Here is a 22,833-nt window from a genome sequence, read left to right on the forward strand (position 1 = left end):
GCTGCCGCCGCACGCGGTTCCGCACTGGTTGCCGTCGAACGGCATTTGGCTATGCTTCGCAGATCCTCACCGCGCGGAGCATGTATTGAGCATTGATGCCTACCGGACCCCGACAGTGGTCGGTGGCGCAGACCCGGCCCATTCTGCGGTCAGCGGCCGCCTTCTGGGTATCGTCCACGTCGTGGATTCACTGGAACTGGGCGGACTGGAGAGGGTCGTTACCGACCTGGCCATCGAGCAGGCTGCCCATGGCCACCGGGTCGTCGTACTCAGCATCGCCGCCGGCGGGAGCTTCGAGGCCGACCTGGATGCCGCCGGAGTCCGGGTCATCGTTGCCGGCAAGCGACGCACATTCGACATCGGCGTACTGCGTGCGTTGCGTCGCGCCGTGAACGGTTGCGACGCCGATGTCGTCCATACCCATAACTTTGTCCCCAACTACTACGCCGCGCTGGCGCTGATATGGCCTCATCGCCGTCGTCATTGTCGACCGGTGCTGGTCAATACCTGTCACAACATGGGCTCGCGACTGGCCAACCGACGCCTGCGCTGGCTGTACCGCCTGTCGCTGTTGCGTACCGCGCGGGTGGCAATGGTAGGCATGCAGGTGCGTGAGCGCTTCGTCGATCGCGGCATCGTCTCCGCTGAACGCAGCGCCGTCGTGCTCAACGGCATTCCCACGAAACGTTACGTGTCCGGGCCGGCCGCACGTGCCGCGGCGCGCGCGGTCCTGGGGGTTGCGCCGGATGCGATGCTGATCGGCTCGGTAGGCCGGCTGGTCGCGCTCAAGAACCACCGGCTGCTACTGGATCTGATGCCGGCACTGGCCGCGACCTGCCCTGCGCTCCAGTTGGCACTGGTGGGCGACGGGCCTTTGCGGGCGGAGCTGGAGGGCCTTGCGGACACGCTCGGGATCAGCGACCGCGTGCATTTCCCCGGCGCCCGCAACGACGTCGCCCAACTGCTGCCCGCGTTCGATATCTTCGCGCTTCCCTCGCTGACCGAAGGCTTGTCGATTGCGCTGCTGGAAGCCTGCGCGGCCGGTTTGGCCATCGTTGCCACCGAAGTCGGCGGCAACCCGGAGATCATCACCGACGGGCACACCGGGCGCCTGGTGCCGTCCGATGATCGCGATGCGACGCGCGTCGTCATGGAAGACCTGCTTGGCGATCCCGGGTTGCGCGCCCGCCTGGGCATGGCTGCGCGGGACTGGGTTCGTGAAAGCGGCTCGATAGAGGCCATGCGCCGCAGCCACGACGATCTCTATACCGTGGCGTCAGGCCATCAGGAGCGTTGCGAGAAGTAGCGGAAACTGCGTTGCAACCCGTCGGCGGTCGTGACCCGCTGCTCCCAGCCCAGGCGTTTCAGTGCCGCATTCGGATAGCGGAAGTCCCGGTACATGGAGCGCACGACGTAGGGCGTGAACACCGCCGGCAACTGTCCTTTTGACGCCCGGTTGTAGCGAACCAGCAGCTTCGAGCCCAGCATGAACAGCCAGTACGGTACCGGCAGCACCCGCATCCGGCCAACGGCGGCCTGGTAGGCGCGCAGGTATTGGCTGCAACTGGGCAGCTCGTCGTCAACGATGTTGTAGGCACATCCATCCACGCCGGACACCGTGGCCCGGGCAATCGCATCCGCACAGTTGTCGACATAGGTCAGCGGCAACGTGGCCTTGCGTCCCAGGTGGAAGAACAAACCGAGCGCCCGGATCCCGATGCGCGACGACAGCGCGCCACCACAGGGGCCGTAGATCACCCCGGGGCGCAGCACCACGGTCTTGAAGCCCTGGCGCGTGCGGTACTCCGCAAGCAAGTGCTCCTGCCGCGTCTTGGCGTACGCGTAGGGGCCCTTGTCGATGCCGACCGTCTCGACCTCCACCGATTCGTCGTGCACCGCACCCTTCGCCAGGGCCTCGGTCCGATACACCGAGAAGGAGCTGACCAATACGATGCGCTGCACGCCGGCGACGCCTGCAGCGTCCAGCAGGTTGCGCGTGCCGACCACCGTGTTGGCAAACATGTCCGCCGGACAACCACGCATCCCCGCCGCCGCATGCACCACGCAATCCACGTCCTGCACCAGCCCGATGGCATCGTGGCCGTAGAGCAGGTTGCCCAGCACGACGTCGATGCGGGCACCCGGGTAGCCCTGCCTCAACTCGGCGACGAAGTCCTCGGGCGCCGAATGACGAAAGTGGACCTTCAGGTCGGTGATGCCCTCCTCCAGCAAGCTCCGCGCCAGGCGCCGCCCGAGAAAGCCGCCTGCACCCGTCAGCAGGACCCTCACGGGCGCACCTCCAGCGCCGCGACAATGGCGTCGATCATTTTTGCCACCCGCAGTATCTCGGCATGCGCGATCGGATCGGCGCTGTTGTCTTCAATGGCGAGGTAGAACGCTTCCAGCAAAACCCGCATGCATTGGAAATAATGGGACTGATAACGCCAGAACGCCCCCAGGTTGCGCGTGGCATTACCGCCGAAGCGCGCGGCTTGCACCCACGGCGGAAACAGTCGGCCAAGCGAGCTGGGCTGGGTCTGGCGGGCGCTGCGCACGAGGGTGCGGCACGCGTAGTCCAGCTCCACCGTGTCGCGGCTGCCGTAGACCTTCAGCGTGTGCGAAACCGGACGGGCATGCGAGCTCACCATGCCCGATGCGGTAACGCCGTTGCTGCCTTGCAGCAGGAAGCGCAGTTCGTCGGGCATCGCATCAATGGCCTCGTTACCGGTCGCCGCCCTCCGTCTCAGGGCCGTTGCCTGCACCGTGAAGTCATCGTCAATGTGTGCCACCAGCTTGGCCAGCACGTGATCGAGCACGTTGTGGAACAGCTTGCCGGGCAGCCGGTGGACCCAGTGCATCGGGTCGGACATCACCGCGATGCCGTAGTCCCCGGCGAGGTTGTAGCCAAGGGCCGTTTCCAGGTGGACGACGCTGCCCAGCGCTCCGCCATCAATCAGTTTGTGCAGCTCCAGCGCCGGGGATTCGAAGTTGTACAGGTAGTTGACGCTGACCTTTTTGCCTGCGGCACGCGCCGCGTCCAGGATGCGCGCCGCGCCTTTTGCATCCAGAGCAAAGGGCTTTTCCACGAACACATGGCAGCCCATGTCCAACGCAGCGCAGGCCAGCGCCACGTGTGAGTCCGGTGGCGTCGCCAGATGCACCACGTCCAGTCGCTCCTCGCGGACCATCCGCTCGAAGTCTGTGTGGCGCGCAATCCCCGGCCAGCGCTGCGCAAACTGCTCCACCATCAACGGTTCGCGATCGCAGGCGGCGACCAGATCCGCCCTGGCGACCGTCCGCAGCTGCTCTGCGTGGCCGTCGGCGATCTTTCCACAGCCCACGATTCCCACCCTCATGCGCACTTCCCCTGCTCCCGGTCCTTGTGCGATTCAATGCCCACTGGCGGCAGCACTGCAGCGTTCGTTGCTTGCCGGAGCAACGTCCGCCGGCCGGGCCTCGCCCTGGCCGGATCCGTACGCCGGACGTGGAATCTCGAAGTCGCGATAGCGGCCCGGGTCACCGCGATGGCCACGTTCGGCCGCCTTGATGATGTTGTAGGTCTCTCGCGCACTGACGTAGTGGAGCTTCCACTGGTGGCCGTCGTTGTAGCGCGACTCCATATACGCATAGGCGTCGTCCATGGCGCTACCCAGCAAGGTCTCCATGTCGTCGTCCTCGGCGCCGTGGGTGTGCACCTTGACCACGATCCACTCGGGCCGGCCGACGACGTGGATCCCGGTTTTCACCCAACCGTCGATGCGCTCACGGGTGGGCGGGCAACCAGCGCGCACGTCAGCATTCTCGATGCGCGGGAAGATGCCGAACTTGCGACTCCTCCAACGCAACCCCAGCGGTCCCTGGATGATCATCAGGTCGCCCTGCTCCACGCCCCCGGCCCGCACCGGCACGCCGGTGTCATGCGACTTTTTCCTGCCCGGATCGCCCTTCGCGTAATAGATCCGGTTGATCGTCCGGGTCTGGCAGGGATCAGGCGCCGCCGGCAGGGTGAAGTCGGCATAGCAGCCCTGCTCGCGCAATACCGCCAGCTCGTTGTCCACACCGCAATGGCGACCGCTTGGGTGGCAATTGTCCAGCGCCCAGTTGCCATGGATGAACGCCCAGCGTGGCTGGCCGGTGAAAGGATCGCGTGGCAAAGCATCATGCCGGCTGGCAAGGACCTCGGTGAATCGCGACAGCTTTTCACGCAGCCCGGCTTCGGTATCGTCATCGTGGTGCAGGTGGATCTCGATCTCGCCAAGTCCCTGCCGGCACAGCTCCACCAAGGCATTGATGTGTTCGGGCCGGTACTCCTCCTCGGGGTAGAAGAAGGTATGCACCGGGGCCCTGCCATCGGCGTCACGATGATGCGCGCATAACGCCGGCAGGTCCTGACGCCAACGCGCAACGCGCGCGCGCTCGACCGCCAGGCCGGGCTTTTGCCAAGCCGGCTCGTAATGGTCGACAAAGCAGAACAGCAGGTGCCGCGTGGTACCGGCCGGCACGGGTTCGCGCCAGTCCTGGCGCAGGTAGGCCAGCAACCAGCCCATGACGTTGCGCTTGCGGATGAGGCCGATGGCGTATGCCACGGACGCGAGCAAGAGGCCCAAGGGCAACAGCCAGGGCAACAAGGACATCAAACTTCGCTGCTTCCTGGGCGCGAGCACGGCGGGCGCTACGAGCGCCGCAAGTGGCGGCTCGGCCATGGGTGCGGCGCTGCTCCCTGCGGGTACCCGGGCGACGGGCGGCCCACCGGCAGGCACCAGCGCGACACTTTCAAAGGCGCCGATGTTGTATGGCGCCATGCGCTTGACGCCTTCGATGTCATCACGAACTTCCGCCACGGTGGTGCCGGCGTCCACCGCGGCGCTGCCCGCCAATGGCTTGCCTTTGGGGTCAAGCGGGAAGCTGGCCAGCAGGCTGTCGGTATCGGAGCCGGTTCGCTCCCGCCATTGAGCCAGCGAGCCCGTAGACGCCTGCATCACTCCCGACCCGGTGCGGTTGTCGACAAAACGGCAGCCGCCGCGCTCGAACCCGTTCCAGTTGCTGCCCGGCGAGCCTTCCAGTCCCGACAGGCCACCCAGCTCGCGTGACTGCCGGATCTCGATGCAGCTCCCCCCCTGCATCTGCACCAGGTTGTTGACCAGGCGCGGATTGACACTGGGTGGGCGACCGGCATGGGACCCCCAATCCTGGAAGCTGATGCCGAAGTACAGCGCTGCATGGCCGACACGGGCGGCGTCGATGATGGTGTTGTTGGCAACGACCGCGTCCTTGGCCGCATACAAGCCGATGCCCGCATAGGCGGTGTTGCGGATGACGTTGTTGCGCACGACCCCGCGAATCGACTCGTAATAGCGCGGGTTGATGCTGATGTCGAAGTACTCCGGACTGGTGTCGAAGCCGACCAGGATTCCCGCGGCGCCGGTGTCCTCGATCCGGTTGCGCTGGACTACCACGTCCGCCGCGCCGCCCTTGAAGTACAGGCCGGTGGTGGCAATGTCGTGGAGGTAGCTGTCCTCCACCACCATCGCCGAACCGTTGACATTGTCGATGCCGTCAGCGTTCATGTCGTCGGTCGGCGTTCCCGGCGGATAGATCGCACCGGTGTTGTAGATCTCCGTGCGCCGGATCGTCACGTTGTTCGATTTCGGCGTGATCTTGATGCCGTCGCGGCCGGTATCGTGGATCACCAGGTCTTCCAGCACGATGTGGGAAGCACCGGTCCCGCCCTCGTCGTCCCCCTGGTACCAGTTGGTCTGCATCATCACGCCATAGACGCTACCGCCACTGATCTCCAGGTTTCTCAATGCACTGCCCGAGGCGTCCGGGTCGATCTGGATGGTCACGCTGTCGGGGGTGTGGATATCGCAATGGATATGCGCCCGCTCGCCCGGGTAGGACTGCAGCGTCAGCGTTACCCGTAACCGCACATCACACTCGTTGTAGGTGTTGTTGCCCGGCGGGCCACGCAGGATGATCGTGTCGCCCCGGCGCGCGATACCTTCGTTCTGCGAAAGCAGGTGCTTGATGGTCCGGAACGGCGACTGCAGGCGGCCGTCGCCGGTGGCGTCATTACCCGTCGGGGATACAAACCACTCGGTCGCCGCCGCTGGTCCTGCCGCCAGCCCTGCAAGGCAGAGCAACCCGGTCAACAGTGCGCGAAAGGGTATCGATCCGCGCCAGCCACGATGGCCGCGCCGGCCTTGCCATCGGAGCGAACGGAGATTGGTGGGTTGGTGTGCTCTGTGCATGGCTTCAGGAACGTCGAACGCGGGCGGCACCGGCCTTCGTAGTGTCTGCGCGACACGCGTGGCGACAGGTGCCGGTACATGTTGCCGGTATCTGCGCGTTTTTCCGTTCCACCTTCATGACGACGATCCAACACGGCACAGACACCGGACAGTCGCGCATGCGCTGGAGGGTGCAATGGGAAAGAAAGTTCAAGCGGCGAGACTGCTGGCAGCCCCCGGCCTGCGGCGGCTGGTGTCCACGGCGCTGCCCTGGGAGGGCGTGCTGATACTCAACTACCACCGTGTTGGCGACGGCAGTGCCTCGGTCCATGATCGCGCGCTGTGGAGTGCGTCCTGTACCGCTTTCGATAACCAGCTGTCGTTGCTCAAGACCCATAGCGACGTCATCGCGCTGGACGAGATCGAATCGGCGCTGGAACAGCCCGGCGGCCGCCATGTCGCCATCACTTTCGACGACGGCTATCTCGACAACTACGAGCTCGCCTACCCGTTGCTTCGCCAGCATGGGCTCCCGGCAGCGTTCTTCATCGCCACCGGTTTCATCGACCGCCCCTGCCTGCCGTGGTGGGACGAAATCGCGATGCTGGTCCGCACCACCCCCGCGCGGCAGCTGGAGCTGCGTGACTGGCTACCGGGCCCGCTGTCGCTGGAAGACGGTAATCATGACGCCATCATCCGCACGCTGTTGAAGACCTACAAATCCCTGCAGGGCGAGGACGCGGCGGGGTTCCTGGCCACGCTGCGCGAACAGGCGGGCTGCAATAGCGCGGCAGGGCCGGTGGCGGGCCATTGGATGGATTGGGACATGATCCGTGACATGGCGGCTCACGGGATGACCATTGGTGGCCACACCATGCACCACCCGGTTTTGTCGCGGTTGCCACTTGAGCAGCAACGCGAGGAAATCTCTGGCTGTGCCGCGCGCTTGCGCGAGGAGCTGGACCAGCCCATGGACTATTTTGCGTACCCGGTAGGCGGTCGGGACGCATTCGATGAACACACCCGTCGCTGCCTGGACGAGGCCGGGGTGCGTTTGGCATTTTCCTACTACGGCGGAATCGCCACCCGCGAATCGTCCCGGCACGACATGCCCCGCGTCGCCATCGAGGCTGGCATGGAAAGCAGCCTGTTCCACGCCATGGTGGCGCTGCCCCAGGTATTTTGCCGAAGCACCGAAGCCCCGCGCGATCATCTCCGGGGACCGCTATGAGCGACGACACCGACTTCCTGAAGCTGTACCGGGAGCTGGGAGTGGAGCCTGGCTGCACGCTGCAGGCGTTCAAGCAGGCCTATCGTCGCCGGGTCGCGGAACTGCACCCGGACCGGATGGGCGACGGTGAGCATGACTCCGAGGGACTGAAGGCACTGAACCTGCACTACTCGGCAGCGCTCGGTTTTTATCGCCGGCATGGTCGGCTCCCGGGGACGACACCCGCGGCAGTGCCGGATTTTTCCACCATGGCTGCCGATCCGCAACGCGTACTCCAAGCCAGGCGTGAACGACCGCCCGTGGCGCTCCACCAACGGCCCAATCGCTGGTTGCTGCTTGTACTCAGCCTGGTGGCGATCACCCCCCTGTGGAACCTGATCCCCGGCCTCGATACGGGCACCACGTCCGCCCGACAGGCTTCCTCCTCCGTCCGCGGGGATTCCACCCCGCCCGTCCCCACCCTCGTCGAATTGGGGATGGAGCCCGACGCGGTTACCGAGCTCGCCGGCCCACCCATCGTTGACACCAGCCATGGTGAGCACTGGGTTTATGGCCCCTCGTGGGTGCGCTTCGAGTGCGGCCAGGTGGTCGACTGGTACAGCTCCCCACTGCACCCGCTACCGGTCGCCCACCCACGGCCGGCGCCTCTCCAGGACAAGCAGCTGACCAGGCGACCAGGCGCTTGCCTGGTCGAGCTCCAACACAAGTCCACGGCGCTGCCGGTCGCGGCGTCGTTTGCGCGTCATTCCGGGACCGCCTGACGATGTGCGGCCTGGCCGGATACGTGGGTCACCCGGTTGCGGCCGGGCAGGAGCACGCCACGATCGAGGGCATGATCAGCACCCTGCGCCACCGCGGACCCGACGGCTTCGGCTATCACGTGGACGCCGGGATCGGCCTGGCGCACGCGCGACTGTCAATCATCGACATGGCGACCGGCGCGCAACCGATCCACAACCCGCAGGGCACGGTGTGGACGGTCTTCAACGGCGAGATCTTCAACTACCTCGAACTGCGCGCCGAGCTGGAAGCAAAGGGTCATCGCTTCTACACCCGATCCGATACCGAAGTGATCGTGCACCTCTACGACCGCTACGGCGATGATTTCGTGCAGCACCTCAATGGGCAGTTCGCGATCGCACTGTGGGACGCGACGCGACGCCGCCTGGTGCTGGCTCGCGACCGCTTCGGGATCCGGCCGCTGTACTACACCCGTGCCCGCAACGCGCTGTGGTTCGCGTCGGAAATGAAGGCATTGTTCGCCGCCGTGCCCGAAAAGGCGCAACTGTCTGCACGTGGACTTGTCCAGACCTTCAGCTACTGGGCGCCGCTTGATCCGGACACCGTGTACGAGGATGTACACAGCCTGCCACCCGGTCATCTGATGACCATCGAGCAGGACGGTCGAAGCTCCCTCAACCGCTACTGGGACTGGACATTCCCCGAGACCGGACAATCCTGTCCCGCTGTCCCCTGGCGCAGCATCGACGAGGCTGCGGCGGAACTGCGCGAGCGCCTGATCGACGCCATCCGACTGCAGCTGCGCGCGGATGTGCCGGTGGGTGCCTACCTCAGCGGTGGCCTGGATTCGTCCGGCATCGTTGCCCTCGCCCGCACCTTCACCAACAACCCGGTCCGCACGTTTTCGGTCGCCTTCGATCAGCCCGAGTTCGACGAGAGCGTCCATCAGCAAGCGATGGTCCGACACCTGGGCACCGAGCACACCACGCTGCGGGTGGGCGCGCGCGATATCGGGGACGCGTTCCCGCGCTTTATCGCCCACACCGAGACGCCGGTCCTGCGCACCGCCGGGGTGCCCCTGATGCTGCTCGCCAAAACGGTACGGGAGCATGGCTACAAGGTCGTTCTGACTGGTGAGGGCGCCGATGAGGTGTTCGGCGGATATGACCTGTTCAAGGAAGCCAAGGTACGTCGCTTCTGGGCCCGCCAGCCAGATTCGAAACTGCGTCCCAAACTGCTGGGCCGGCTGTATGGCTATCTCGAGAACTCGCCCGCCGCCAATCCGGCACTGGCGGCGGCGTTCTTCGGCCAGGGCCTGCAACATATCGATCGACCCGTGTTCGCCCACGTGCCGCGATGGACCACCTCGCAACGCGCACTGTCGTTTCTTTCGCCGGAATTACGCGCCAGCGCCGGCGACTGGGACGCGCTCGGATTCGCCGAATCGCGGCTGCCCGACAACATGATGCGTTGGGCGCCCCTGGCGCGCGACCAATACGTCGAAGCCAAGACGCTGCTCGCCGGCTACCTGCTGTCGAGCCAGGGCGACCGGGTGGCAATGGCCGGCTCGATCGAAGGCCGCTTCCCCTACCTGGACCACACGCTGGTCGAATTCGCCAACCGCCTGCCGCCAGCGTGGAAGATCCAGGGGCTCACCGAAAAGGCGATCTTGCGCAAAGCGCTCGGCGACTTGTTGCCAGCCAACATCCTCGCCCGCACCAAACAACCCTACCGCGCACCGGACAGCCAGAGTTTCTTCGTCGACGGCCGCCCGCTGGACTACGTTGCCGCGCTGCTTGATCCCACGCACCTGAGGTCCACCGGACTGTTCGATACCGCGGCCGTAACACGCCTGTATGCCAAGGCGCGCGCCGGCAAGGTCACCGGCTTCGCCGACAACCAGGCCTTCGTCGGCATCGTGTCGACATTGCTGTTGTCACAACGCAAGTGATGCCTGCGCGCCACATCCGTCCACTCCCCCAACAGCATGAGAAACCATGAGAAGCCAAGAAGCGATCGTTGACCTGCTCCATCGCTCCATCGATGCGATCAACACACAGCTGCCGAAAACCCGGCAATTGTCGAAGTCACCGGACTTCCCGCTCGTCGGCCCCGACAGCACCGTCGAATCACTGACCCTGATGAGCTTCATCGTCGATGCTGAGGAGCGCATCCACGATGAGACCGGGGTCGAGTTCGTGCTGGCCGACGGGATCGGCATGCCGCTTGAGCGCAACCCATTCCGGACGCTGGACACCCTCGCAGGCGATATCGCAATGCGGCTTGAGCATCAGTGACCCCGCAATAATGGAGGTAGCAACGAGCCATGCCTGACCAGACGAACCACTGCCTGGTGCTGTCGGACTTCAACGTCCAGATCCTCATCAACTACCTTGAGGCGGCGGAATGCTGGCCGTCGTTCAGCGCCGCCGCCGGGCCGTTCGGGCAAGTCGAGCAAATGCTCGTCGACGTCCGCAGTCCGGCTTGGCAACCGACGCCCGAATGCACGGTGATCTGGACACGGCCACAGGCCGTCATACCGATGTTTTCGGACGTCCTGTCGTTCGCCGGCTTCTCCCTGCAAGCACTGCTCGCCGAGGTGGACCGTTACGCAGCGCTGGTGGCGCGCTCGGCGGGACGAAGCCGGATCATCCTCGTGCCCACATGGGTGGCGCCCTCGGCGGAGCGAGGCTGGGGGCCGCTCGACTATCGCAGCGACCGCGGCATCCAGGCCACGCTGGCACGGATGAACCTGCGCCTGGCCGAACGCCTGGAGGTTCACGACAACGTGTTCGTCCTCGACGCGCAGCGCTGGCTACTCGCCGCCGGACCTCGCGCGTATGCGCCGAAGCTGTGGTTCATGGGCAAGGTTCCCTTCGGCAACGACGTATTCGCGGAGGCGGCCCGGGACATCCGCGCCGCGCTCGCCACCCTGCATGGCGGTACGCGCAAACTGATCGTGCTCGACCTGGACGACACGCTCTGGGGCGGTGTCGTCGGCGATCTTGGATGGGAGAACCTGCTGCTCGGTGGCCACGATCCAGCCGGAGAGGCGTTCGTGGAGTTCCAGCAGGCCCTCAAGTCGATGACCCGGCGCGGCATCGTTCTCGGCATCGCCAGCAAGAACACCGAATCTGTCGCGCTCGCGGCCATCGGCAACCATCCGGAAATGCGCCTGGGGCTGGAAGATTTCGCCGGCTGGAGGATCAACTGGCAAGACAAGGCGCAGAACATTGCCGACCTCGCCAACGAACTCCGGATCGGCCTGCAATCGGTGGTGTTCCTCGACGACAACCCGGTCGAACGCGAGCGCGTGCGTACTGCACTGCCGGAGGTACTGGTCCCGGACTGGCCCAAGGACCCCATGTTGTATGCATGCACCCTGCGCAAGCTGGATTGTTTTGACCGGCTGCACCATACCGTGGAGGACTCGGCACGCACCGGGCTTTATCAGGCCCAGAGGCACCGTGAAGCCGAGCGCCTGGAGGCCGGCGACATCGATACCTGGCTGCGTGGACTCGACACCACCGTCACCGTCGAGCCCCTGACCGACGCCAACCTGACCCGGGTGGTGCAGTTGCTCAACAAGACCAATCAGATGAACCTGCGCACCCGCCGCCTGACGGAGCGCGAAACCAGCCAATGGGCGGCACAGCCGGGAAACCACCTGTGGGCGTTCCGTGTTGCCGACCGGCTGGGTGACTCGGGCATCACCGGCATCGCGAGCTTCTCGTTGCAGGGCGAAAATTGCGTGGTTGCCGACTATGTCCTCAGCTGCAGGGTCATGGGACGCAAGATCGAGGAGACGCTGCTGGCGTGGGTAGTCGCACGCGGCCGTGACCTGGGGGCAACCAAAGTCGTCCTGGAGCTGCTGCCTACTGCGAAGAACCTTCCATGCCTGGAGTTCCTCGGGAGATCCGGCCTCGATGGCCACGGAACAACGCGCTTCACGTTTGCTACCAGCGATGCCTACCCGCAGCCCGATGCGGTCAAGCTCGTCCACGGTAGGCCGGAGGCTTCGAGGCAATGAATACCGGATCCGAGCTCGCCCGCATCAAGTGGCCGGAGGGATACCGTTTCGCGTTCAGCATTTTTGACGACACCGATCGAAGCACCTTGGACAACGCGCCGCATGTCTATGCGCTGCTGCGAGATCTCGGACTGAGAACGACGAAGTCGGTGTGGCCCCTGCAGGGCACGCGCCAACCCAGTGTCGTCGGAGGCTCGACGTGCGCCGACCCGGCCTACCTGGCCTGGGTGCAACAGTTGCAGCGCGAAGGCTTCGAGATCGGCCTGCACAACGTCACTTACCACAGCTCCACACGCGAAGAGGTTCGCGCGGGGCTGGGGAAGTTTTCGGAGTTTTTCGGCGGCCCACCGCGATCGCTGGCCACCCACACCGACTGCCGTGATGGCATGTACTGGGGCAGTGCCCGCGTCAGCAATACCCATCGTCTGGTGTATGACGCCCTGACCCGCTTCCGCCAGCGTGGCTTCGGTGGCCACGTGCAGGGTGACCCGCACTTCTGGGGCGATATGTGCCTGGAGCAGGTCGACTACGTCCGCAACTTCACGTTTCCGGGATTGAACACCTTGAAGACCTGCCCGTGGATGCCCTATTTCGACGCCGATCGGCCCTGGGTCAAGGCCTGGTTCGCCTCGTCGGAGGGCGCAAAAGTCACGCTGTTCAACAACGCCCTGTCCGAGGGGGCCCAGGACGAGCTGGTGGAGGAAGGAGGCGCCTGCATCATGTACACCCATTTCGGCAAGGGCTTCGTCAGCGACGGAGCACTCAACCCACGCTTTGTCGAATTGATTACGCGTCTTTCCCGGCGCGGTGGCTGGTTCGTTCCCGTCTCCACCCTGCTCGACCATATCGCCACGACCCGCGGCGGCATCCACCCGCTGGCACGTCGTCAACGTGGCCAGCTGGAGCGTCGCTGGCTGGCGCACAAGCTCAGTCACGGCACGTCCTGAGGGCGCTGGTGACCATCGAGTCCTACAACGAGCATCACCAGGCGGCCGTCGCGCGATTCAACAAGCGCTTGCGCCGCGGTGGCTCGGCGTTCCAGTTTCCCGCGTCGTGCCGGATCCCCTGGCCGCCGCGGGCCCCCGGAGGGCCGACCTACATGGAAGGGTTCGTCGTGGTGGAAGACGATACCGTCCGTGGCGGATACCTGATCAAACACCAGCCGTTCGTGCTCAACGGCGCCCTGGTTCAGGACGTCAAGAACCTGCAGCTGCCCCTGTCCGAGGGCAGCATCGATCCCACCTTCAGCCGTGTCAGCGTGGAGATCCTCACCACCGCAACGCGCCGCCACAAGCGCCTCTATGCGCTCGGCATGGGCGGCATCCACACGCCGCTGCCCAAGGTGCTGGCCAGCATGGGCTGGAGCAGCCAACTGGTGCCGTTCTTTTTCCGCGTGATCCGTCCGTCGTCGTTCCTGCGCAATATCCGCATCCTGCGCACAACCACCACGCGCCGCCGGATGCTGGACCTGGCCGCGGCTACGGGCATCGGTGGCGTGGCGCTGAGGCTGTTGCACCTTGTGCTGACAAGACCGGGCCGGCATCGCTGCACGGTCGAAGTCGTCGACCACTTCGATGTCTGGGCCGATGACATCTGGCGGCATGCACGCGGCGACTACGCATTGATTGCACTGCGCGATGCGGATGGCTTGAACACGCTGTATCCCTCGACCAATCCCAAGCCCATACGCCTGCGAGTGTCACGTGCCGGTCGCGACCTGGGCTGGGCGATCGTTTTCGACACCCAGCTGGCCGGCCACAAGCAGTTCGACAACATGCGGCTGGGAACGATCGTGGACTGTCTCGCGCTGCCGGGCGAGGAGACTGACGTCGTACATGCCGCCACCGACCACCTCCGGGCGCGCGGCGTCGACCTGATCGTCAGCAACCAACGCCATGCAGCGTGGTGCAAGGCATTACGCGCACGCGGTTTCCTCCCGGGGCCGTCGAACTACGGATTCCTGGCCTCCAAGGCACTGGCATCGGCCCTGTCGCCTTGGAACGAAAATATCGCCCGCGTGCACATAACCCGTGGCGACGGCGACGGCCCGATCCACATCTGACCGGTACGGTTTGCAGCCTTACTCGCCGTCCAGCGGCAGCGCTGTGCCTTCTGCCTCGGCCTGCAGCACGCTGCGACGGATCTTGCCGGTACCGGTCTTGGGCAGCGCGTCACGGAACTCGACTTCACGCGGCACCATGAACTCCTCGAGGTGGGCGCGGCAATGGGCGATGACTGCACGTGCATCGATATCCGTCCCATCGGTCACCACGATGGCCTTGAGCGACTGGCCAAGGATCTCGTCGGGCACCCCGACCAGCGCCGCCTCGCGCACGCCCGGCAGCGCATACAGCACGTTCTCCACTTCCTTGGGGCTGACCTTCTCGCCGCGGGATTTCAGAATCTCGTCCTTGCGCCCGACGAAGTACAGATAGCCCTCGGCATCCATGCGGAACAAGTCCCCGGTGTGCAGGACTTTTTCCCAGGGGTAGCGGCCGGGCTTCAGCGCTTTGGCGGTCGCCTGCGGATTGTTCCAGTAGCCCTGCATCACGTGACCGCCGCGCACGACCAACTCGCCGACCATGCCCCGCGGCACCGCCTTGCCCTGCTCATCGGCCACCCAGACCTCGGTGCCGGGAATGGCGATGCCGACACTGTCGGGCCGGACGGCGAGCTGCTCCGGCGGCAGCCAGGTGCAGCGCTTGGATTCGGTCATCCCGTACATGGAGTAGATGCGCGCCTGCGGAAAGATCTCCTGCAACCGACGGATGTGGGCGGGGGGCAGCGCCGCCGCGGTGTTGGTCAGGTAACGAACGCTGCGCGCCCAATCGGGATTGAAGTTGCGCAATTGCACGATCAACGCCGCCATCGTCGGCACCATCGGGAAACCGGTGATCTGCCTGCTTGCAAGTTGTGGCAGGACCTTCTGCGGAAAGGCGAATGACTTCTCCAGCACCAGCGTCGCGCCCATCTTCACGCACATGAGCAGCTGATACAGGCCGTAATCGAACGACAGCGGCAGCACACTCAGCACCACGTCGTCGCTGCGCGCTTGCAGGTAGGTAGTGATGGAAGTCGCGGCGTGATCGATGTTCTTGTGCGTCATCATCACGCCTTTTGGCAGGCCGGTGGACCCGGAGGTGTAAACCAGCATCGCCAGATCGATGTCGATGCCGGCCGACCCCGGTAGCCGCCCAGCTGCGCGCGAGACAAAGCTGCCGTAGTCCACCGTGCCAGGGGGCAGTTGCGTCGCCGGCTCGTTGACGACCACCACACGGCGCACGCTGGGGGCCTGTCTGGCAGCCTCCAGCGCGGTTGCCGCCAAACTGGCCTGGGTGAACAGTACCGAGGCTTCGCAATCGGCCAGCACGAAGCCGAGTTTATCGGCCTTGGTGGTCGGGTTGATGACGCAAAACACGCCACCCGCCTTCAGCGTGCCAAACACGCCAACCGCAGCCTCGATGCGGTTATCCATGAAGATCACGCACCGCTCGCCGTTGGCCATGGTGGCCTCGCCGGTCAGCGCCGCGGCAAATCGATCCGCCGCGATATCCAACTCGGCGTACCCGATGCGGCGATCACCCTGGATAATCGCCGCCTTGCCAGGATTGCCGCGCGCCGCCTGGGCCAGGTGATCTTCGTACCGGCTCATCCGGCCAGGCTCATCTCGGCCAGCTTGCGGTCCACGTAATTTCCCAGGTTGGCGATGCTGTCGAGATTGTCCGGAATGACATCCTCGTCATCGACGACTATCCCGAACTCCTCCTCCAGCCAGGTGACCATCACCAGCACGCCCATCGAGTCCATGACCCCGGTCTCGATCAAGCTCTGCGTTGATGAATATTCCTCTCCGGGCAGTGCCGACGGGAACGACAGGTGCACGAACTGCCTGACACGACTTTCGGTAACTTCCACGCAGGATTCCTCATTCATGTATCGGGATTTCAACGGGGTTCCATCTATCTGGCACCACGCCGGAACAGCACCACTTCCACGGTCTGCAGCATGATCATCAGGTCCAACAACAAGCCCTGGTTCTTGACGTAGAACAGGTCGAACTTGAGCTTCTCGCCCGCGTCGTGGACCGAGGCGCCATAGGGATAGCGCAATTGAGCCCAGCCGGTCAGGCCCGGCTTCACCGAATGGCGCACGGCGTAGTAGCGCAGTTGCTCATCGAGCTGCTCGACAAACTGCGGTCGCTCCGGCCGTGGCCCCACAAAGCTCATATCGCCGCGCAATACATTGAACAACTGCGGCAACTCGTCCAGTCGCGTCAGGCGGATAAAGGCCCCTACCCGCGTGACCCGGCTGTCATTGGTGGTGGCCCAGCGGGCGACACCATCGGCTTCGGCATCGGCGCGCATGCTGCGGAATTTGGCCAGCTGGAAACTCCGGCCGGCCTCTCCAACCCGGGTCTGCCGGTACAGGATCGGCGAGCCCGACTCCAGCCACACGCACACTGCAACGACCAGCATCACCGGCCAGGCCACCAGCAACAGCAACGTCGCCGCCACCAGATCGAAGAACCGCTTGCTCAGCCGTCGCGGCAGTGAGTGGTCGAACCCACCGGAGAAGATCAATGACGAAGGATCAACCACGTTCAAATTGAGCAGGCCCGCCTCGCGCTCGAAGAAATCCGGCAAGGCCGTCAACCTCACGCCCCGTTGCGCGCAAGCGAGCATGTCATCCATGGGCAACCCGCCGCGACGCTCGTCCGGAGCGATCACGATCTCGTGCACGTTCAGTGCCTTGACCGTTTCCCACAGCACATTGCCCACGTCGATCCGCAGTTCCTTGGGCACCACCAGTGGCTGTCCCGGTAGCGGCACGAATCCTTCAATCGCAAACGACTCGCGGTCGCTGCGCCGACGCATGCTGGTGTTGATCAGCTGGGCGTTGTACCCCGCACCCAGCACCAGTACCCGCCGCTTGAACAACTCGGCGCCAAACAGGTACCGGGTAAACATGCGGAACGCGTAGATGGTGACCAGGCCCAGCATCAACGCGATGGTCAGCACGCCGCGCCCGATGTACGTACGCGGCACGGCGTAGTACAGCACCAGCAACGCAACGCCACCGAATGCGAACGACGCCACCAGACGCAGACCGAACTCCTTTCGGTTGAGCCGTCCGTGCTCGCGGTACAGGGCAAATGCCGCCATCGACGCGGTCAGCACGATGGCGACCAGCAAGGTCCGAAATGGCGCCGTCTGCACGAACATCGCACGGCTTTCAGGCTCGTCCATGAAGCGCAACCAGACCGCTGCGTTGACCGACAGCAACAAGATTGACAGCTCCATCAGCCACAGGCCCCGAATCACCAGCCGGGCACGGCTTGCCGATACGCTCTTCATTACCCAGATGTCCGCTTCATGGTTTTCCCCCGCAACATCGCATCGACTGTCCCGACTCACCTTCAACCAACGCCAATGGCGCCGGCGTCCGGTCACCGACGCAAGGGGCGCTGCCGGACTGGCCGCTACCGACGTCGACCCGCGTTTTTCTGGGAGGCCACTACGACGAGACGCTGCATGATCATCGACTTCAACACTGGGACGTGTCCGGAACACGTCGAGACCGACCTGTGCATTGTTGGTGGTGGTGCGGCCGGGCTCGCGATCGCACGTGAGTTCCTTGGCACCCCACTGCAAGTGTGTGTGCTCGAAAGCGGCGGACTGGAGGGCACGGAACGCAATCAGGCGCTGTACGACGGCTCGTCAGTCGGCAATCCGGAGCTCGATCCAGCCAGCGGCCGGATGCGGGTATTCGGCGGAAGTTGCACCCTGTGGGGCGGCGGCTGCATTCCCATGGACGGGATGGACGCGCGCGAATGGATGGCCCACAGCGGCTGGCCTGTCTCGCATGCCGATCTTGAGCCTTATTTCATGCGGGCACGTTCGTTCTGCCAGCTCGACAATCAGGATCTGGCAGAGGCCTGCTTCCTGAGCCAGCCCAAGGTTCCACCCCTGCCGTTTGACCCGGACGTACTCGCCAACCAGATATACACGATCAGCCCGGTCCTGCCGGGGGAGTCCTACCGGCGCCAGTTCGAGCAGGCGGACAACATCCGGGTGCTGCTGCACGCGAACTTGCTGGAACTGGAAACCGACGACGAAGCAAAGCAGGTCCAGGTGGCAAGAGTTGCTTCGTTGAACGGCCACGTCACGCGGATCCGCGCACGCCAGTATGTCCTGGCCTGCGGCGGCATCGAGAACGCGCGCCTGCTGTTGTTGTCAGACTCCGTAATGCCATCGGGACTGGGTAACCAGAACGATCTTGTCGGCCGTTATTTCATGGATCATCCCAGCGGAAAACTGGGGACGATCCGCACCGACACGCCGGAGATCCTGACCCGTCCCTACAACAGCTCGTCTCCGTCGAAGACCGCCGTGCCGGCTCACCCGGAGATATGCCTGTCTCGACAGGCCCAGCGTGACCACCGGATCCTCGGCGCGCGGGTACGGCCTTTTGCAGTAGAAGAGTCCGTGCCCGCCGGGATCCAGGCGCTACGCGAGTTTCGCGCTGCTCTGCACCCGCAGCCGGAAGATGAAAGCACTGCCTTGGGCAGGCGACTATCTTCCCGCAACAACGGCGAGGAGCCCATCTTCCGTACCAAACCAACCCACGGCCTCCCGCGGCTGGCGATACGGACGGCACTGGGTAGTAAAGACATTGCCGCCGCATTGATACGCAAGGCGAGTCGGCGCGCTACCGTCCCCAGTCGCCGCGTGGACCTGATCGGATTCTTTGAACAAGCCCCCAACCCCGACAGCCGCATCACCCTGGGGACGGACCTCGACGCCCTCAATCAACGCAAGGTCTGTGTCGACTGGCAGCTGACCGAGCTGGACATCCGTACTTACCAAATAGCGGCCTCGTTGTTTGGCGACACGCTTGCCAAGGCATGCGGTGGCGTGTTCGAGATGGAGCCGTGGCTAAAGCCGGGCCACGCCCCGCCGCGTCTACCGTTGTCCGGCTCGGCCCACCACCTGGGCACAACCCGCATGGATGACGATCCCCGGCGCGGCGTGGTCGATCGCCAATGCCGCGTCCATGGAATAGACAACCTCTATGTTGCGGGCAGTTCGGTATTCCCCACCGGCGGCTGGGCATTCCCGACGTTCACCATCGTCGCCCTGGCGGTCCGCCTGGCCGAGCACCTGCACACCCAACTGGCCACGCGTCCCGAAGCTGCGCTTGCGTGATCCACGAGGCAAAACGGACAAGGGCCGATGAGTCAACACTCATCGGCCCTTGTCCGTTTTGTATGGTGCGCCCGGAAGGATTCGAACCTCCGACCCCCAAGTTCGTAGCCTGGTGCTCTATCCAGCTGAGCTACGGGCGCGCAGTCGGAGAATTATGACGATCATTCTCAATCTCGTCAAATTTTCCGGCGCTGCTTTTGCAAATTGGCGGAGAGTGAGGGATTCGAACCCTCGATGGAGTTTAACCCCCATACTCCCTTAGCAGGGGAGCCCCTTCAGCCACTCGGGCAACTCTCCGCGACACACACGATGTGCGGGCGGGAAGCATAACGGCTCACCCAACCGGGGGCAAACTTTTTGTCAGTCTGTTTCGCTTTTCCCCGTATCCACCTCGGCTTCTTCGCCACGCACCTCGGGCTCTTCGCCGCGCTGGATGCGCTGGTAGATCTCTTCGCGGTGGACTGCAACATCCTTGGGAGCGGTGATGCCGACTCGCACCTGGTTGCCCTTCACCCCGAGCACGGTGACAGTCACCGAGTCGCCGATCATCAGGGTCTCACCGACGCGACGGGTCAAAATTAGCATGGGTAAAGTCTCCTTGTACCGGTACATCGTGCCCGGTAGGTTACGCCTACGCAATTACGCCAGGCGCTTCCAGTTTCAGTAAACGGAAATTATCTGCTTGACCGGACAAAGTCCGCAAGCGAAGAAAGTCATGGGTCGAGGGATTCGTTCAGTCCCAAACGCGTACCGACCCATACGGGTACACCCGCAAGCGCCGCGGCCAGTGACGGGCTGTCCTCGCCCCCGCCCTGCGCCATGTCTGGCCGTCCGCCGCCCTTGCCATTGATCTGACCCGCGATATGCCCCAACAGTTCCCCCGCCTTGACCTTGCCCAACGCGCTGCCGCTGACGCCCGCCACCAATGCCGCCTTGCCGCCTTTGGCACCGGCCAGGACGATCACCGCGTCACCCAGCTGGTTCTTCAACCGGTCCAGGGCGTCGCGCAATGCCTTGGCATCAAAGCCCTCCAGCCGCGCCGCAAGGACCCTGACCCCCACCACGTCCACGGCCGATCCCGCCAGGTCGGCGGTTGCGCCCGAAGCGGCGCTGGCCTTGATTGCGTCCAGTTCGCGCTCGAGCTTTTTCTGCCGCTCCAGCAAATGCCGCACCTTGTCGGCCAGCTCGGCTGGACTCCCGCCCAGCAGGTGGGCCAGATCACCCAGACGTTGCTCTTCACCGGCAATGTGGTCCAGCGCGCCCTGCCCGGTCAGCGCTTCGATCCGACGTACGCCGGACGACACCCCGCCTTCGGAAACAATCTTGAACACACCGATGTCGCCGGTACGCGACACATGGGTCCCGCCGCACAGTTCGGTTGAGGTATCGCCCATCCGCAGCACGCGCACCTGATCGCCGTATTTCTCGCCGAACAACGCCATGGCACCGAAATCCAATGCCGACTGCATGTCCATCTGGTGGGTTTCCGCTTCATGGTTGGCGCGGATCTCGGCATTGACCCGCCGCTCGATATCGGCCAACTCGTCGTTGGTGACCGGCTGGATGTGCGAGAAGTCAAAGCGCAACCGCTCCGGCGCCACCAGCGAGCCTTTCTGCACCACGTGGGTGCCCAGCACATTGCGCAACGCGGCGTGCAACAGATGAGTGGCGGAATGGTTGAGCACGGTCGCGCCGCGACGGGCCTGGTCGACCGACCCGGCCACCTTGTCACCGCGCACCAGGGTACCGGCCGCAAGCGTGCCGATATGTCCGTGGAACTGACCGGCAAACTTCAGCGTGTCATGCACGTCGAACAGGGCATCGCCGAGGACCAGAGCACCGGCATCACCGACCTGTCCACCACTTTCGGCGTAGAACGGTGTACGGCCCAGGATCACCACGGCGTCGTCGCCAGCCTGGATCGATTCCACTGGGCGGCCCTGCTTGAGTAGCGCGACCACTTCCAGATCGCGCTCCTCCAGACGGTCATAGCCAAGAAATTCGGTGGCCGACAGACGCGCCGCCAGCTCGGCTGGCAATGTGGTGGCATTGCCGAATTTCCCCGCCGCACGCGCCATCTCGCGTTGGTGCGCCATGGCCGCATCAAAACCCGCCATCTCGATCGTCAAGCCGCGTTCACGCGCGATATCGGCGGTCAGGTCGACCGGGAATCCGTAGGTGTCATACAGGCGGAAAGCATCGGCGCCTGGGATGACGTCCGTGGAGCGCGCGGCAACCTCATCGAATATGCGCATGCCCGAGTCCAGCGTCTCGGCGAAACGCTCCTCCTCGGCCAGCAACGACCGCTCGATCAACACCCGGTCCCGGATCAGCTCCGGGTAGGCGTCGCCCATGACCTCGATCAGCGGGCCGAGCATGCGGTGGAAGAACGGCTCCTTCTGGCCGAGCATCCAGCCATGGCGCAGGGCACGCCGGATGATCCGGCGCAGCACGTAGCCGCGGCCTTCGTTGGATGGCAGCACGCCATCGACAATCAGGAAGCTGCAGGCCCGGATGTGGTCGGCAATCACCCGCAATGACTTGTTGTCCAGGTCGGTCGTGCCGGTCAGTCGGCCAGCGGCGGCAATCAGGTGCTGGAACAGGTCGATCTCATAGTTGCCGTGCTTGCCCTGCAGGATCGCGGCCAGGCGCTCCAGGCCCATGCCGGTGTCGACACAGGGCGCCGGCAGCGGGGCGAGACTGCCGTCGGGCTGGCGGTCGAACTGCATGAACACCAGATTCCATATCTCGATGAAGCGGTCGCCGTCTTCGTCGGGCGAGCCCGGGGGGCCGCCGAAGTGCGCCGGGCCGTGGTCGTAGAAGATCTCGGTGCAGGGGCCGCACGGGCCGGTATCGGCCATCTGCCAGAAATTGTCGGAGGCGAACGGCGCACCCATGTTGTCGCCGATCCGGATGATCCGCTCGGGCGGCAGGCCGATCTGCTTGTTCCAGATCTCAAACGCTTCGTCGTCGGTGTGATAGATGGTCGCAAGCAGCCGCTCCGGCGGCAGCTTCCAGACTTCGGTCAACAGCTGCCAGGCCCACTTGATCGCGTCTTCTTTGAAGTAATCGCCGAACGACCAGTTGCCGAGCATCTCGAAAAACGTGTGATGGCGCGCGGTGTAGCCGACCTGGTCCAGGTCGTTGTGCTTGCCTCCGGCACGCAGGCAACGCTGGACGTCGGCCGCACGCACGTAACCGGGCTTTTCGCTTCCCAGGAACACGTCCTTGAACTGGACCATGCCGGAGTTGGTGAACAACAACGTCGGGTCGTTGGCGGGTACCAGCGGCGCGGAGGGCACGATGGTATGTCCGCGCTCGCGGAAAAATTCGAGGAAATCGCGACGGATATCGTTGGTACTGGGATGGGTAGCGTTATTCATTAACTTGCCACGG

Annotated in this window: 17 protein-coding genes and 2 tRNA genes; 9 read left to right on the forward strand and 10 right to left on the reverse strand. The window is 64.4% G+C overall.

Annotation, left to right across the window (positions count from 1 at the left end; translation table 11 throughout):
• The first annotated feature begins 85 nt into the window (after positions 1–85).
• On the forward strand, positions 86–1,306 hold the full coding sequence (locus ACW7G1_RS10635) for a glycosyltransferase (protein WP_456979685.1): 1,221 nt from the start codon (positions 86–88) through the stop codon (positions 1,304–1,306).
• On the opposite strand, the gene ACW7G1_RS10640 is transcribed toward ACW7G1_RS10635, so the two are convergent.
• The 3 genes from ACW7G1_RS10640 to ACW7G1_RS10650 are packed head-to-tail and all read right to left on the reverse strand — an operon-like array spanning position 1,285 to position 6,152.
• Complete coding sequence (locus ACW7G1_RS10640; RefSeq protein WP_456979686.1) at positions 1,285–2,289, reverse strand: NAD-dependent epimerase/dehydratase family protein; 1,005 nt, start codon at positions 2,287–2,289, stop codon at positions 1,285–1,287. The two genes, ACW7G1_RS10635 and ACW7G1_RS10640, sit on opposite strands and share 22 nt — an antisense overlap.
• Positions 2,286–3,356: a Gfo/Idh/MocA family protein gene (locus ACW7G1_RS10645; RefSeq protein WP_456979687.1), complete on the reverse strand. Its 1,071-nt coding sequence runs from the start codon at positions 3,354–3,356 to the stop codon at positions 2,286–2,288. The genes ACW7G1_RS10640 and ACW7G1_RS10645 overlap by 4 nt, the downstream gene beginning before the upstream one ends.
• Before the next feature lie 33 nt (positions 3,357–3,389).
• The gene (locus ACW7G1_RS10650) at positions 3,390–6,152 is read right to left on the reverse strand and encodes a right-handed parallel beta-helix repeat-containing protein (protein ID WP_456979688.1); all 2,763 of its coding nucleotides are present in this window, start codon (positions 6,150–6,152) and stop codon (positions 3,390–3,392) included.
• A gap of 274 nt (positions 6,153–6,426) precedes the next feature.
• Here ACW7G1_RS10650 and ACW7G1_RS10655 point away from each other — a divergent pair, with 274 nt between their 5' ends.
• Genes ACW7G1_RS10655 through ACW7G1_RS10685 form a run of 7 tightly spaced genes read left to right on the forward strand, consistent with a single transcriptional unit; the run spans position 6,427 to position 14,294 of the window.
• Entirely contained in the window at positions 6,427–7,461 is a 1,035-nt protein-coding gene (locus ACW7G1_RS10655) for a polysaccharide deacetylase family protein (RefSeq protein WP_456979689.1), read from the forward strand.
• Positions 7,458–8,222, forward strand: a complete 765-nt coding sequence (locus ACW7G1_RS10660; RefSeq protein WP_456979690.1) for a J domain-containing protein — start codon at positions 7,458–7,460, stop codon at positions 8,220–8,222. Before ACW7G1_RS10655 ends, ACW7G1_RS10660 begins: the two co-directional genes overlap by 4 nt.
• A 2-nt stretch (positions 8,223–8,224) precedes the next feature.
• Positions 8,225–10,153, forward strand: coding sequence for an asparagine synthase (glutamine-hydrolyzing) (gene asnB / locus ACW7G1_RS10665; protein WP_456979691.1), 1,929 nt, complete (start codon positions 8,225–8,227; stop codon positions 10,151–10,153).
• Positions 10,154–10,199: 46 nt separating this feature from the next.
• Positions 10,200–10,499: a hypothetical protein gene (locus ACW7G1_RS10670; RefSeq protein WP_456979692.1), complete on the forward strand. Its 300-nt coding sequence runs from the start codon at positions 10,200–10,202 to the stop codon at positions 10,497–10,499.
• Positions 10,500–10,528: 29 nt separating this feature from the next.
• The gene (locus tag ACW7G1_RS10675) at positions 10,529–12,232 is read left to right on the forward strand and encodes an HAD-IIIC family phosphatase (protein ID WP_456979693.1); all 1,704 of its coding nucleotides are present in this window, start codon (positions 10,529–10,531) and stop codon (positions 12,230–12,232) included.
• Positions 12,229–13,179, forward strand: coding sequence for a hypothetical protein (locus ACW7G1_RS10680; protein WP_456979694.1), 951 nt, complete (start codon positions 12,229–12,231; stop codon positions 13,177–13,179). The genes ACW7G1_RS10675 and ACW7G1_RS10680 overlap by 4 nt, the downstream gene beginning before the upstream one ends.
• 8 nt (positions 13,180–13,187) lie before the next feature.
• Entirely contained in the window at positions 13,188–14,294 is a 1,107-nt protein-coding gene (locus ACW7G1_RS10685) for a hypothetical protein (protein ID WP_456979695.1), read from the forward strand.
• 18 nt (positions 14,295–14,312) lie between these two features.
• Here the strand turns inward: ACW7G1_RS10685 and ACW7G1_RS10690 are convergent, their stop codons facing one another.
• The 3 genes from ACW7G1_RS10690 to ACW7G1_RS10700 are packed head-to-tail and all read right to left on the reverse strand — an operon-like array spanning position 14,313 to position 17,586.
• Entirely contained in the window at positions 14,313–15,884 is a 1,572-nt protein-coding gene (locus tag ACW7G1_RS10690; protein ID WP_456979696.1) for a class I adenylate-forming enzyme family protein, read from the reverse strand.
• Complete coding sequence (locus ACW7G1_RS10695) at positions 15,881–16,165, reverse strand: acyl carrier protein (RefSeq protein WP_456979697.1); 285 nt, start codon at positions 16,163–16,165, stop codon at positions 15,881–15,883. The genes ACW7G1_RS10690 and ACW7G1_RS10695 overlap by 4 nt, the downstream gene beginning before the upstream one ends.
• 26 nt (positions 16,166–16,191) lie before the next feature.
• The gene (locus ACW7G1_RS10700; RefSeq protein WP_456979698.1) at positions 16,192–17,586 is read right to left on the reverse strand and encodes a TIGR03013 family XrtA/PEP-CTERM system glycosyltransferase; all 1,395 of its coding nucleotides are present in this window, start codon (positions 17,584–17,586) and stop codon (positions 16,192–16,194) included.
• 177 nt (positions 17,587–17,763) lie between these two features.
• Between ACW7G1_RS10700 and ACW7G1_RS10705 the strand changes: the two genes are divergently transcribed.
• A complete protein-coding gene (locus ACW7G1_RS10705) occupies positions 17,764–19,437 on the forward strand; it encodes a GMC oxidoreductase (protein WP_456979699.1) in 1,674 nt (557 codons plus the stop codon).
• Positions 19,438–19,500: 63 nt separating this feature from the next.
• Here ACW7G1_RS10705 and ACW7G1_RS10710 read toward each other — a convergent pair.
• The 4 genes from ACW7G1_RS10710 to alaS all read right to left on the reverse strand — a co-directional run bounded on the left by ACW7G1_RS10710 (position 19,501) and on the right by alaS (position 22,820).
• Positions 19,501–19,577: transfer RNA gene (locus ACW7G1_RS10710), tRNA-Arg, on the reverse strand.
• A gap of 65 nt (positions 19,578–19,642) precedes the next feature.
• A tRNA-Ser gene (locus ACW7G1_RS10715) sits at positions 19,643–19,734 on the reverse strand.
• A 63-nt stretch (positions 19,735–19,797) separates the two neighbouring features.
• Positions 19,798–20,022, reverse strand: a complete 225-nt coding sequence (gene csrA, locus ACW7G1_RS10720) for a carbon storage regulator CsrA (protein WP_456979700.1) — start codon at positions 20,020–20,022, stop codon at positions 19,798–19,800.
• Between the two features lie 128 nt (positions 20,023–20,150).
• Complete coding sequence (alaS, locus tag ACW7G1_RS10725) at positions 20,151–22,820, reverse strand: alanine--tRNA ligase (RefSeq protein ID WP_456979701.1); 2,670 nt, start codon at positions 22,818–22,820, stop codon at positions 20,151–20,153.
• Positions 22,821–22,833: the final 13 nt, after the last annotated feature.

Source organism: Lysobacter sp. A378 (assembly GCF_054052125.1).